Raw genomic sequence first — 12,280 nt, 5'->3', positions numbered from 1 at the left:
CAGCAACACATGGTCAATTTAATTTTATTTGGCCCTCCCGGCAGCGGGAAAGGAACGCAGAGTGCCAACATTATCGAAAAGTACGGATTGCTTCACCTGTCCACCGGCGACCTGTTGCGCTCTGAGATCGCGGCGAAAACGCCGTTGGGTATCGAGGCGCAGAAAGTGATGGATCAGGGCTTATTGGTTCCTGACGAGGTGGTAATCGGTATGATTTCCTCCAAACTGGACGCCAATCCTGAAGCCCGCGGCTTCATTTTCGACGGTTTTCCGCGCACTACCGCCCAGGCGGAAGCGCTGGACAAGCTGCTGTCTCTCAAGAAAACGGCCATTTCCGCCGTGCTGAGCCTCGAAGTACCTGAAGATGAGCTGGTTCGCCGCCTCCTGGAGCGCGGTCAGACCTCCGGCCGGTCGGACGATGCCAGCGAGGATGTGGTGAAAAAACGCATCGTGGAGTATCATAACAAAACCGCTCCCGTTGCCGATCACTACGCCAAATACGGCAAGCTGAAGAAAATCAAAGGCGAAGGCACGATCGAAACCATTTTCGATTCGCTGAGCAAAGAAATCGACGATCTGGTGGGCGTTCGCGTGTAGCACCGCCCGTTTTGCATCATATTTAAACGCAAAGATCAGGTAAAGCCAAACTTTACGATCTTTGCGTTTTGCTTTTTACTGCCCGGCCTGCCATGGCCCGGCAAATGTTGACACATGGAGAATTTTGTAGATTATATCAGGGTATTCTGTAAATCCGGCCACGGCGGCGCGGGCAGCAAGCACTTTATGCGCACCAAATTCAAGGCGCTCGCAGGCCCCGACGGCGGCGACGGCGGGCGCGGCGGGCACCTCATCCTGCGCGGCAACGCCCAGCTGTGGACCTTACTGCACCTGCGCTGGTATAAAAACGTGCTGGCCGAAAACGGCGGAAACGGCAGCGGCGACAACTGTACCGGCCACAACGGGAAAGACATCGTGATCGAAGTGCCACTCGGCACCATCGTCCGCGACGAGGAAACCGGCGAGGTAGAGGCCGAAGTGATGCGCGACGGGGAAGAGATCATCTTCATGCCCGGCGGGCAGGGCGGCCGCGGAAATGCTTATTTCAAAAGCGCCACCAACCAGGCCCCCGAATACGCCCAACCCGGCCAACCCGGCCTCGAAGGATGGAAAGTCCTGGAACTCAAAGTGTTGGCAGACGTAGGGCTCGTTGGTTTTCCCAACGCGGGTAAGTCTACCCTCCTTTCCAGCATCACCGCCGCCACGCCCAAAATCGCGAATTACGCCTTTACCACCCTCACGCCCCAACTGGGCATGGTCCTCTACCGCGACGACCGCTCGTTCTGCATGGCCGACCTCCCCGGCATTATCGAAGGCGCCCACGAAGGGAAAGGCCTCGGCCACCGCTTCCTCCGCCACATCGAGCGGAACGCCGTGCTGCTGTTCGTGATCCCGGCAGACAGTCCCGACCATAAAAAAGAATTCGAAATCCTCCTGAACGAGCTCGAGCAATTCAATCCCGAGCTCCTCGATAAACAGTTCCTCATCGCTATCTCCAAAAGCGACATGCTCGACGAAGAGCTGCAGGAAGCCATCGCCGCCGAGCTCCCGGCAGACGTGCCCCATGTTTTCATTTCCGCCGTTACGCAAACAGGTTTGCAGGAACTGAAAGACATCCTCTGGGACGCGCTCTCTGCGGAGGCTGCGCACAACCGCGCCCCGATGGAAGCCGGAGAAGAAGACGAGGAAGAAACGGATGAAGAATACTCCGAAGAGTAGGCGAAGATTTTTTTTCGGGCGGATGCCGTTTATTTCGTTCCGGACATTATTTTTGCATACCTGCCACCCTAGCTCAGCTGGTTAGAGCGGTTGTTTCGTAAATAACAGGTCGTCGGTTCGATTCCGATGGGTGGCTCAGATAGCCTCCGCACGTATCACAACGTCGGAGGCTATTTTATTTTCGTAAATGGCGATGAACCGCGCAATTTCTTCCCAGCGCAGGTCCGCATCCGGAAACAGGTAATATTCCCTGAACACGGCTTCCGCCGAAAAATCCCCATGATGCAGGAAGTGCCAGGTCAGGATCTGGCGGAGATATTCCCGCGCGAGCGTTTCCGGGTTAATATGACTATTCGCCGCCAGCCATGCAAGGTTCTCGCGTATCCTGGAATCATGCTGCTGCGACGCAGTACCAAACCGGTAGCCGTCCTGGGTTTCGCGCAGATAGATACCGGCAATCCGCGGATGGGGCAAGTTTTCTATTTCGCATGCACCGCAACTTTCCGGCTCAACGTCTGTCCCGAAATACAGCCGGTTCAAAGTGCCCCTGCGGTAATTGCCGCCCTGGTAGCGGAATATCTGCCGAAGGCTTCCATCCGGCTCCGGCAGGAAAACATAATCCCTGTAATGCCGGCGGTCGGGGGCGAGATATAATGTTACGAACAGCGCGGGTGTTGGCTTAGTGCCAAACAACTGCCACGATTCATTGTATTGCAGGTGAGCGAAAGAATTCCGCCACGCCTGGTAGGTAAGTTTGTCGCCGGTTGTAAAATAAATCTCGTCTTCCGGCGAAACATTTAAAGGAAGCTCACGGACATCTGAGCTCGGCTGACCGTTGCCAGGCATTGGCAATTCCGGCTTTGGGCCGAACAGGTAGAGGCCGGCAAAAAACAGCACCAAACCGGCCAGGCAGGCGGCCATAAACTTCCAGGGCAAAGGGCGCGGCGGCGCAGCCGGGGGCGGGCTCGCGGCAGTTTGCCGGTGTTGAGTATGATGATGGCGGCGTTGCTGCGACTGGGCTTGCTGATCGTTTCCTGGCTGAGGCGGCGGCTTTGGCGGCATGCGGCTCCAGGCAAGCTGACGGTCGTACCGCAGGCGATCGTCCGGATCGGAAAGGACGCGGTATGCTTCCAGTACTTCACGGAACCGCGCCTCCGCGGCAGGATTGCCGGGATTGCGATCCGGGTGGTATTGCATGGAGAGCTTCCGGAAGGCGGTTTTCATATGTGCAGGCGTCGCATTTTCAGGGACGCCCAGGATTTGGTATAACGTCGGCATGCCGGGATTGTCATTTAGGGGTGGCGGGATGGTCGTGGACAATCGGCTGAAAGCGCTTTCGATTGCTGAGGGGACCCGCCGTTTCAGCGATTTCCAATATCTGGTATAAGGATCGCATATAATACGATAAATGTACGATTCAGCTGCTGATTAGCAAATATGTTACCTTCATGCCGATGAAACCGCAGCCGTGTCGCCCTTGTCGGTGGCAGCGAGGGAAGCGCTCAGCCACTGCCTGCTGCTGGACGTTTTTCCCAAAAAACATCTCATACAGCAGGCCCGCCGGCCGGCCACACATTTGTTTATCGTGTCGAAAGGATTAGTGCGCAGTTATTTCCAGCAAGCAAACCGTGAAGTGACGTTGTTGCTGGGGATGGAGCGCTGCGTAGTTTGCGCGATGGACAGCCTCCTGAGCGGCAGCCCGTCGTATTACAACATCGAGACGCTGGAAGAAAGTGAAATCATCTCTATTTCCTACGTTGACCTGGAGCGCCTGTACAGTGAATTTCATGAGATCGAGCGGCTGGGGAGGCTGATGATCAGCCAGTATTACCTGCAGCAGGACCAGGAGCTGCGGTCGCTGCGTTTTTTGTCGGCGCGGGAGCGGTACCAGGAAGTGCTGGAAAAGCAACCGGAGATCCTGCAGCGTGTGCCTTTGCAATACGTGGCATCGTACCTGGGTATGTCCGCCGAAACGTTGAGCCGCATCCGTGGGTAAGGGGTTAAGCGCAAACATTCCTGCGGGAGGAATGCTTGCACCATTTTCTCGATTGTATCCTAGTGAATGTTAAATATTTGACTCTCAAAAGCTTATTGCGTACAATATCTCGCCAACGGCTACACGCACGTTATATACTTACGTCAGGAGCTGGCTGGCGGTTTTCTTGATACATTTACTTTCCGTTTCTTCCTAATAATTCGACGGCCTGGAGCTTCCTGGCGAGGGTGGCATCATTTTGCCAGCGGAGCTTTCCGAAGGCGGTTATTTTCACGGGATGGACGCCGCAGAATTTGAGGGTTGCGTGTTTCATGGCACGGTGGCCGGCGTTGTGGTATACGAGCCAGTTGTACCACAGGGGGCTGTCCATCGTAGTGATAAGGCGGGCTGATTTTCCTTTCAGGAATTTATCCCAAAGCGGAGATTTTTCGCGGTATTTGAATGCTTTCCCGGGAAGGAACACCCGGTCGATAAACCCCTTCATCAGCGCGGGGATCGTTCCCCACCAGGTCGGGTACACCCAGACCATATGTTCACTCCACTGAATATCGGCCCAGGCTGTTTCGAGGGCGGGCTCCCAGGGGGTGCGGGCGCTGTAGCCGTGGTGGAGATCGGGGTTAAACACCATTTCGCCGAGGCGAAGGACCCGGACGGTGTGCCCTGCGGCGGAGGCGCCATTGATGTAGGCATCGGCCAGTGCGCCGCAGAAGCTTTCGGAATCCGGGTGCCCGAGGATGACGAGGATGTTCTTGTTTCCCATGTTGCAAAGATGGGAATGTGGAAGCATCGTTTTTTTGATATATATCAATATGCGAAATGATTGAAGATGGCGCGGCTCGCCGCTACGATCAATGGATTATTCGCGCTGCCGCGGGTCCTGGTGCTTATGGATGGCGGAGCCGGGATTATCAGTAATGATGAATTGGCGGATCTCCCCTTTCTCCTACGCATTGGCGGGGGGGGCGACGGCAGGCATTGGGATGTCCGCCCGTTTCGTTTTGATTTCCGGTGTGGAGATGTTGAAGCGCTTGTTGCGGGCGAGGGGCAGTTTGGGAGCAGCTGGCCGTCTTTTGTGAAGCCCATCGTGATCATCGGTGGGGAACGATGCTGACCGCAAGCGCCTCGGTCCGGGATGCCGTAGAACGGCTACCGCAGCGATGCATTGCTATCCGTAGGATTAATAGCATCCGGATTTCGTACCTCTGCGGCGTTTTGCTGCCAGTTGAACCGACTCCTGGCAGGCAGTTTCATCCATAAAAAAAGGTCCGTTGGAAAACGGACCTCTTGTTACTTAACTAACCCAAACAAACGTTTAAAAAACGTATGTAAAATCTTTGATGTTTTATTTGGATGCAGCGTGTGCCTGGCAAAGCTGCTCATCGTTATTTTCTTTCGAAAGGCGGACTGCCCTGAGTGGCGGCTGCCGGTGCCAGATCGAGATTTCATCCTTCCCTTCTGCCGTTGCGCGACGTGTCTTACGCGCTGGCCGCGGCTTCGGCGAGTTTCGCTTTGATCTTGGCTTCTACTTCGGTGGCTACCTCGGGATTGTCGAGCAGGAGTTGTTTCACCGCGTCGCGGCCCTGGCCGAGCTTGTTGCCTTCGTAGCTGAACCAGCTGCCGCTCTTCTGGATGATGCCATATTCCACACCCATATCGATCAGCTCACCGGCTTTGGAGATGCCGAGGCCGAAGATGATATCGAACTCCGCCATCCGGAAGGGAGGCGCTACTTTATTCTTTACCACTTTCACTTTCACCCGGTTACCTACCGCCTCGTCGCCGTCTTTGATCTGGCTCATACGGCGGATGTCCAGCCGAACGGAAGCGTAGAATTTCAGGGCGTTACCGCCGGTCGTGGTTTCGGGGTTGCCGAACATCACACCGATCTTTTCACGCAGCTGGTTGATGAAGATGCAGCAGCAGTTGGTTTTGGAAATGGTGGCCGTCAGCTTACGGAGCGCCTGGGACATGAGGCGGGCCTGGAGGCCCATCTTGCTCTCGCCCATCTCGCCTTCCAGCTCGCCTTTCGGCACCAGCGCCGCCACGGAGTCGATCACCACTACATCTACCGCGCCGGAAAGAATCAGGCGGTCGGCGATTTCGAGGGCCTGCTCACCATGGTCGGGCTGTGAAATCAGCAGGGAATCCACGTCCACGCCCAGCTTGCGGGCATAGGAACTGTCGAAGGCATGCTCCGCGTCAATGATGGCGCAGATGCCGCCCTTTTTCTGGGCTTCTGCAATCGTATGAATGGCCACCGTCGTCTTACCAGAAGACTCCGGCCCGTAGATCTCTATAATCCTTCCTTTCGGAAACCCGCCAATACCCAGGGCAATATCCAGCCCCAGCGAACCCGTGGAGATCACCTCCATCGGCGCTTCGGCTTTTTCTCCCATCATCATCACGGATCCCTTTCCGAAATCCTTTTCGATTTTGTCCATGGTAAGGCGGAGGGCCTTCAGCTTTTCTGTATTGGCGTTTGACATATCAGTTTGAATTAATGAGTCAGTATTAAGGTTTGTTTGTGTTTGTTTTCGCATTCTAAGCTTGGTACTGCAAGGTAAAACTATTTCCGGATAACTTCCTAAAAAATTTAGCATTTTGTTTTTAATGCTAATTTTAATAGTATGCACCCCGGCGTTGACATTACAAAATTGCGCCGCCGCTACGCACAGAATCTGCGCAGTGAAAAGAAATTTTCCAAAAAGCCGAAAAAAGAAGAGAAAGTCAAAAGTGTGCGACGCAACGGCGGCCAAATCCAGGCCCTCCCGCCGGCCAAACCCTGCCCTAGCCTACGATCCAGTAAGCGCCGGCCTGCGCCAGCACGCCCACCACGAAGCCCGACCAGACCTCCCGCGGCGTATGCGCATCCAGCACCAGGCGCGACGTGCCCGCGATACCCGCCAGCAACACCGCACCCGCCAGCGGCAGGGATACGTTCATGCCCATGTCGCCCATCAGGCAAAGCAGGAACCCCACAACACCCCCCCAGCCCACGGTGTGCATGCTGATCTTGACGAAACTGTTCGCCACAAACGAAATCACCACCGCCAGGAACACCCCCAGCCAGAAAGCATTGTAGAAATCAGGGCTCGCACCCTCGCGCTTGAACGTGTAAAACGCCCAGAAGTAAAATATAATGGAAGCTACATAAGGGATAATCCTGTCTTTCTGGTCGCGCATCGTAATGCTGCTCACAAAACCCAGCGCCTTCGACAACGCCACCACCAGCATCGGGAACAACACGCTCGCCACCGTCACCCGGATAAACAGCACGTCGTAATCCCACCGGAAACTATTGCTGCGGAACGCCGTGAAAAACTCCGGCAACGCCGTTACCGATAAAAAAGTCACGAGCAGCGGGATAAATAAAGGATGCAAAACGTATGAAAATACGTTCGCAACGGCCCTCGTTACGGGCGAAAAATTCGTTTTCTGCTCTTCCATGAATGTCATCATAATTCCTTGCGTAAACGCGCCACCGGGATGTTCAGCTGCTCCCGGTACTTGGCCACGGTGCGCCGCGCGATGTTGTAACCCTTGTCCTGCAGCATCTTCGTGAGATTCTCGTCGCTCAGCGGCTTGCGCTTGTTCTCCCCGCCGATCATGTCGGCCAGGATCTTCTTCACCTCGCGGGTCGATACTTCCTCACCGCTGTCTGTGCTGAGCGATTCGGAGAAAAAGAACTTCAGCTTGAAGGTGCCGAATTCCGTTTGTACATATTTACTGTTGGCCACACGGCTCACGGTCGAAATATCGAGCAGCGTGATGTCCGCTATATCCTTGAGGATCATGGGCTTCATCGTGGTCTCGTCGCCCGTCAGGAAGAAATCGTGCTGGTAATTCATGATCGCTTCCATCGTGCTCAGCAACGTATGCTGCCGCTGCTTGATGGCGTCGATGAACCATTTGGCCGCATCGATCTTCTGTTTGATAAATAAAACCGCCTCCTTCTGGCGCTTGTCTTTTTTGTCGCCCCGGTCATATTCCTTCAGCATTTCGCGGTAGCCCTCCGAAATCCGGAGGTCGGGCGCGTTTTTGCTGTTGAGCGACAATTCCAGCTTGCCGTTATTATTTAATATGAAAAAGTCGGGGATCACGTAGCTTTCCGCCTTGTTCAGCACGCTGTGATTGGCGCCCGGCTTGGGGTTCAGCTTGATGATCTGCCCGATGGCCTCGCGGAGGTCGTCGTCCGAAAGGTTCAGCGAACGCTGTATTTTTTCGTAGTGTTTCTTGGTGAACTCGTCGAAGTAATCGTCGAGGATGCGGGTGGCGTTGACCACGCCTTCGTCGTCCTGCGGTTTGCGGCGCAGCTGGAGCAACAGGCATTCTTTCAGGTCGGCGCAGCACACGCCGGGAGGATCGAAAGTCTGGATCAGTTTGATCAACTGGCGGATTTCTTCCTCATCGGTTTCCACATTCTGGGAAAAAGAAAGGTCGTCCACGATGGCGGACGCCTCGCGGCGCAGGTACCCGTCGTCGTCGATCGATCCGATAATTTGCTCGGCGATGCGGCGCTGGCGCTCGTCCAACGTCTGGAGGCCCAGCTGGTCGAGCAGGTGGTCATGAAAAGTAGTTTCGACGCGGATGGGCATGGTGCGCTGCTCGTCGGGATCGGGATAGTTATCATCCCTCAGCTTGTAGTCCGCGATCTCATCATCGCCTTCGGACACATATTCGGAGATATCGATGTTGTCGTATTCGCTTTCGCTGCCGTCGGGCTCGAATTCGTCTTCGGACGAAGATTCGAAATCTTCGGCGGGTTTTTCCATTTCATCGTCGGGAGTGGAGCCGTCTTCACTGTATTCGAGTGCGGGATTTTCTTCCAGTTCTTCCTTGATTCTCTCTTCCAGATTGGCAGTCGGGACCTGCAGCAGTTTCATGAGCTGAATCTGCTGGGGCGACAGTTTCTGTAATAATTTCTGTTGTTGCGTCTGCTTTAACATGGCTCGTTCCTTTTTACCACTTTTCCTCCCCGTCCAAACTCAACTGGTCCGGCAGCAGGCGGAAGGATCGTCTGTGATAGATCGTATCGCCGTGGGACCGGATAGCGTCTCTGTGCTGGCGGGTCGGATAACCTTTGTTGTCTTTCCAGCCGTAGTGCGGGAATTGTTCATGCAGATTTTGCATGTATTCGTCCCGATAAGTTTTTGCCAGCACCGATGCTGCAGCTATGGATGCATATTTTCCGTCGCCCTGGATAATGCAGGTATGCGGGATATTGCCATAGGGGGTGAACCGGTTACCATCGATGAGTAACAACTGGGGCTGTAGCGATAATCGTGCCAAAGCGATGTGCATCGCTTTGAATGAGGCTTTCAGGATATTGATCTTATCAATTTCCTCGTTATCGACACTGGCCACGGCGAAGGCTAAAGCTTTGTTTTCGATGATGGTTCTCAGCACGGACCTGTCCGCCTCGGTCATTTGTTTTGAATCGTTGAGGAAAGGATGGCTGAAATCCCTCGGCAAGATAACCGCCGCGGCGAACACGGGGCCGGCAAGGCAGCCCCTTCCGGCTTCATCGCATCCGGCTTCGGTGAGTTCGTCCTGAAAATAAGGCAGCAGCAAGGTTACTGGTTTTTATTGGCGCTAAAATTACAAAAACCGGCCGAATGATTCCCGAATTGATAAAAATCATCCTTCCCGGATCGAATTTCGGCCTAATATTGCAGGTTTATGGACATGCAGCAAACAAAAGGGAACCGGGCCATCGTCATCTGGTTGTACACCGGGGTGGCCATGATCATCGTGCAGGTATTGCTGGGCGGCATCACCCGGCTCACGGGCAGCGGCCTGAGCATCACGGAATGGAAGCCCATCCTGGGCGCCCTTCCGCCCATGAGCGAAACCGCCTGGCAGGAGGCTTTCGCCAAGTATCAGGAAATCGGACAGAGTAAATATATCAATAGCCACTTTACACTGACCGACTTCAAATGGATTTATTTCTGGGAGTGGCTCCACCGCAACTGGGCGCGCCTGATCGGCATCGTGTTCTTCGTTCCCTTCGTTTACTTTATCGTCAAAAAAACCATCGACCGCAGCATGATCTGGCCCATGGTGGTCCTTTTCATCCTGGGCGGCCTGCAGGGCGGCATCGGCTGGATCATGGTGCAAAGCGGGCTGAACGAGGAAGACCTCTACGTGAGCCACATCCGTTTGGCCGGGCACTTCATCGCCGCGCTGGGACTGCTGTGGTACGTGCTCTGGTTTGCGCTGAAGCTCAGCGTACCCGCAACGCACCGCGCCGAAGCGCCGGGATTGCGCCGGCTTTCCGGATGGGTCCTGGGCATCCTCGTGGTGCAATTGATTTACGGCGCGTTCATGGCCGGCCTCCACGCCGCGCTCGCTGCCAGCACCTGGCCCTCGATCAATGGGTACGCCGTGCCGCCGGGGATGTTTGCGCAGGGAGGGTTCTGGGCGGATATTACGCACAATCCCATCACCATTCATTTCATCCACCGCGGACTGGCTTACTTATTAATTATACTCATCGCCGTGTGGTACATCCGTTCGTATAAAGTACCGCAGCTGCAGGGTGCCCGCGCCGCCGCGTTGTTCACCGTATTGCTGCAGGTGTTCCTCGGCGTGCTCACCGTACTCAACGCCAACGTGAAAATCCCGCTGGCCTTCGCACTGGCGCACCAGTTCGTAGGCATGGGGCTGCTGATGGTGATGGTATGGGCGCACTTCCTGACGTTGCCGCTGCGCCGTTGACATATTATTAATTTTTCATTGCCGATTTTCTCCTTAATTTACTGAGGTGAAAAGATTTTGGTCAAGATTCTTCTATTCCTTTCCCATCCAGCTGTTGTTGCTGCATTTCCGCAAGTACCAGGTGCTCCTGATATTCTGGGCCATCCTGTTCAGTACCATCAACGGCGGCTTTGCGAAAACCTACGGCGGAGACGCGCTGTATCTCGCGCCGGAATACATGGGGAAAGTAAATTTCTACAGCACCACCGTGATGGGCGTGGCTGCCGCTATTTTCACCATGAGCTGGAACATCACCACGTTCATTCTCCACAGCGGCCGGTTCAAATTCCTCGCCACCACCTCGCAGCCTTTTTCGCGCTACTGCCTCAATAATTCCATCATTCCCGTCGCTTTCCTGCTCATGCTCCTGTGGCGAGGATGGCAGTACCAGCGCTGGCAGGAACTCAATTCCATCCCGCAGATCCTGCTGCTTGCCGAAGGTTTTATCTGCGGATACCTCGCCATCCTGTTCGTTTCTTTCTTCTATTTCTTTAACGCGGATAAAAATATCGGCCGCCGGCTGATGCGGAAATTCGGGAACCCGCGCAACTTCCTCCGCACGGTGCTCATTCCCAACCAGGAACATGACGAGAACGCGCTCCCGGTCCTCAGCTACTTCTCCAGCCCCTGGCGCATCCGCCGGGCGAGAAATGTGGGGCACTACAACAAACATTACCTCGACAACATCTTCCGCCAGCACCATTTCGCGGCGATGATCACGATAGGCCTGGCGCTGGTGTTCCTCGTCATCATGGCTTACCTGATGGATTACCCCGCGTTCCGCATTCCCGCCGGCGCGAGCGTCCTCATCTTCTTCGCCTTCCTCATCGGCGTGGCCGGCGCGTACGCCTACCTGCTCGAAAGCTGGGCCATACCCGTCGTCATCGCCATGATCCTCGGCCTCAACTGGATGGTCAAAAACCAGTGGCTCGATAACCGCAACAAAGCCTACGGGCTCGATTATAACGATAAGAAGAGCCGGCCGGCCTACAGCGTTCCGCACCTGCAGGAGTTCTTCACTTCCGCGCGCGCCGAAGCCGACCGGAAACATACCCTCCAGATCCTCGGCAACTGGAAAAAGCGCTTCCCCTCCGGCAGCAAGCCACCGCTGATCGTTATCAACACCAGCGGCGGCGGGAGCCGTTCCGCCGCCTGGACGATGAACGTGCTCCAACGGTACGACAGCCTGCTCAAAGGCAAGCTGATCGACCATACCATGCTCATCACCGGCGCATCGGGCGGGATGATGGGCGCTACGTATTTCCGGGAGCTGTACCTGCGCCAGCAGGAAGGCCGGATGCCGACGGCGCGCAACCTGTACGATAGCGCGTATTGCGAGAAGATTTCGAGAGACCTGCTGAATTCAGTCTTCAGTTCGTTTGCCGTGAACGATTTCATCACGCCGTTCCGGCATTTCGACATCGGGGAAAACAGTTACGCCAAAGACCGCGGCTATGCATTCGAGATGCAGCTGAACCTGAACACCGATCATATCCTCAATAAAAAACTCGGCGAATACCGCCAGCCGGAATTCGAGGCGCGGATCCCCATGCTGATCTGGTGCGCGTCGATCAATGCGGACGGGCGCCGGTTGTATATGTCGCCGCAGCCGGTGAGTTACCTCTGTGCGCCGGAGTACCGCTATCCCACACGGAGCATGCGGGATGTGGACGGGGTCGACTTCGGCCAGTTCTTTGCCAACCAGGACGCGCAGGAACTGCGGGTCACGAGCGCCATCCGCATGAGCGCCAC

General features: G+C 55.4%; 11 protein-coding genes and 1 tRNA gene. 6 read left to right on the top strand and 6 right to left on the bottom strand.

Annotated elements, in window-relative coordinates; all coding sequences use genetic code 11:
• Nucleotides 1–9: 9 nt before the first annotated feature.
• The 3 genes from Q0510_RS01020 to Q0510_RS01010 all read left to right on the top strand — a co-directional run bounded on the left by Q0510_RS01020 (nucleotide 10) and on the right by Q0510_RS01010 (nucleotide 1,912).
• Nucleotides 10–597 carry an adenylate kinase gene (locus Q0510_RS01020; RefSeq protein WP_298707414.1) on the top strand — a complete coding sequence of 196 codons (588 nt, stop codon included), beginning with the start codon at nucleotides 10–12 and terminating at the stop codon, nucleotides 595–597.
• A gap of 114 nt (nucleotides 598–711) precedes the next feature.
• A complete protein-coding gene (obgE, locus tag Q0510_RS01015; protein WP_298707413.1) occupies nucleotides 712–1,776 on the top strand; it encodes a GTPase ObgE in 1,065 nt (354 codons plus the stop codon).
• Nucleotides 1,777–1,838: 62 nt separating this feature from the next.
• A tRNA-Thr gene (locus Q0510_RS01010) sits at nucleotides 1,839–1,912 on the top strand.
• Here the strand turns inward: Q0510_RS01010 and Q0510_RS01005 are convergent.
• Complete coding sequence (locus tag Q0510_RS01005; RefSeq protein WP_298707412.1) at nucleotides 1,912–3,054, bottom strand: J domain-containing protein; 1,143 nt, start codon at nucleotides 3,052–3,054, stop codon at nucleotides 1,912–1,914. The genes Q0510_RS01010 and Q0510_RS01005 overlap by 1 nt on opposite strands.
• A gap of 190 nt (nucleotides 3,055–3,244) precedes the next feature.
• Here Q0510_RS01005 and Q0510_RS01000 point away from each other — a divergent pair, with 190 nt between their 5' ends.
• On the top strand, nucleotides 3,245–3,772 hold the full coding sequence (locus tag Q0510_RS01000; RefSeq protein WP_298707410.1) for a Crp/Fnr family transcriptional regulator: 528 nt from the start codon (nucleotides 3,245–3,247) through the stop codon (nucleotides 3,770–3,772).
• A gap of 175 nt (nucleotides 3,773–3,947) precedes the next feature.
• On the opposite strand, the gene Q0510_RS00995 is transcribed toward Q0510_RS01000, so the two are convergent.
• From Q0510_RS00995 to Q0510_RS00975, 5 genes are all read right to left on the bottom strand, one after another.
• On the bottom strand, nucleotides 3,948–4,532 hold the full coding sequence (locus Q0510_RS00995) for an NAD(P)H-dependent oxidoreductase (protein ID WP_298707408.1): 585 nt from the start codon (nucleotides 4,530–4,532) through the stop codon (nucleotides 3,948–3,950).
• Nucleotides 4,533–5,247: 715 nt separating this feature from the next.
• Nucleotides 5,248–6,258, bottom strand: a complete 1,011-nt coding sequence (gene recA / locus Q0510_RS00990) for a recombinase RecA (RefSeq protein ID WP_298707406.1) — start codon at nucleotides 6,256–6,258, stop codon at nucleotides 5,248–5,250.
• 301 nt (nucleotides 6,259–6,559) lie between these two features.
• The gene (locus tag Q0510_RS00985) at nucleotides 6,560–7,231 is read right to left on the bottom strand and encodes a hypothetical protein (RefSeq protein WP_298707404.1); all 672 of its coding nucleotides are present in this window, start codon (nucleotides 7,229–7,231) and stop codon (nucleotides 6,560–6,562) included.
• Entirely contained in the window at nucleotides 7,228–8,718 is a 1,491-nt protein-coding gene (gene rpoN / locus Q0510_RS00980) for an RNA polymerase factor sigma-54 (RefSeq protein ID WP_298707402.1), read from the bottom strand. The genes Q0510_RS00985 and rpoN overlap by 4 nt, the downstream gene beginning before the upstream one ends.
• A 13-nt stretch (nucleotides 8,719–8,731) precedes the next feature.
• Nucleotides 8,732–9,343 carry a ribonuclease HII gene (locus tag Q0510_RS00975; protein ID WP_298707400.1) on the bottom strand — a complete coding sequence of 204 codons (612 nt, stop codon included), beginning with the start codon at nucleotides 9,341–9,343 and terminating at the stop codon, nucleotides 8,732–8,734.
• 108 nt (nucleotides 9,344–9,451) lie between these two features.
• Between Q0510_RS00975 and Q0510_RS00970 the strand changes: the two genes are divergently transcribed.
• Together Q0510_RS00970 and Q0510_RS00965 are read left to right on the top strand one after the other, a co-directional pair.
• Nucleotides 9,452–10,489, top strand: a complete 1,038-nt coding sequence (locus Q0510_RS00970; RefSeq protein ID WP_298707398.1) for a COX15/CtaA family protein — start codon at nucleotides 9,452–9,454, stop codon at nucleotides 10,487–10,489.
• A gap of 46 nt (nucleotides 10,490–10,535) precedes the next feature.
• The coding region (locus Q0510_RS00965; protein WP_298707396.1) for a hypothetical protein at nucleotides 10,536–12,280 on the top strand (1,745 nt) is incomplete at its 3' end.

The sequence above is a fragment of the uncultured Chitinophaga sp. genome (assembly GCF_937874145.1).
Lineage (GTDB): Bacteria > Bacteroidota > Bacteroidia > Chitinophagales > Chitinophagaceae > Chitinophaga.
This window is presented reverse-complemented; position numbering and strand designations above follow the sequence as displayed.

Bases quoted from the DNA above. Each gene is read 5' to 3' on its own strand.
- Q0510_RS01020 (WP_298707414.1), top strand. From the start codon at position 10: ATGGTCAATTTAATTTTATTTGGCCCTCCCGGCAGCGGGAAAGGAACG.
- recA (WP_298707406.1), bottom strand. From the start codon at position 6,258: ATGTCAAACGCCAATACAGAAAAGCTGAAGGCCCTCCGCCTTACCATG.
- Q0510_RS00995 (WP_298707408.1), bottom strand. From the start codon at position 4,532: ATGGGAAACAAGAACATCCTCGTCATCCTCGGGCACCCGGATTCCGAA.
- Q0510_RS00970 (WP_298707398.1), top strand. From the start codon at position 9,452: ATGGACATGCAGCAAACAAAAGGGAACCGGGCCATCGTCATCTGGTTG.
- Q0510_RS01005 (WP_298707412.1), bottom strand. From the start codon at position 3,054: ATGCCGACGTTATACCAAATCCTGGGCGTCCCTGAAAATGCGACGCCT.
- rpoN (WP_298707402.1), bottom strand. From the start codon at position 8,718: ATGTTAAAGCAGACGCAACAACAGAAATTATTACAGAAACTGTCGCCC.
- obgE (WP_298707413.1), top strand. From the start codon at position 712: ATGGAGAATTTTGTAGATTATATCAGGGTATTCTGTAAATCCGGCCAC.
- Q0510_RS00985 (WP_298707404.1), bottom strand. From the start codon at position 7,231: ATGATGACATTCATGGAAGAGCAGAAAACGAATTTTTCGCCCGTAACG.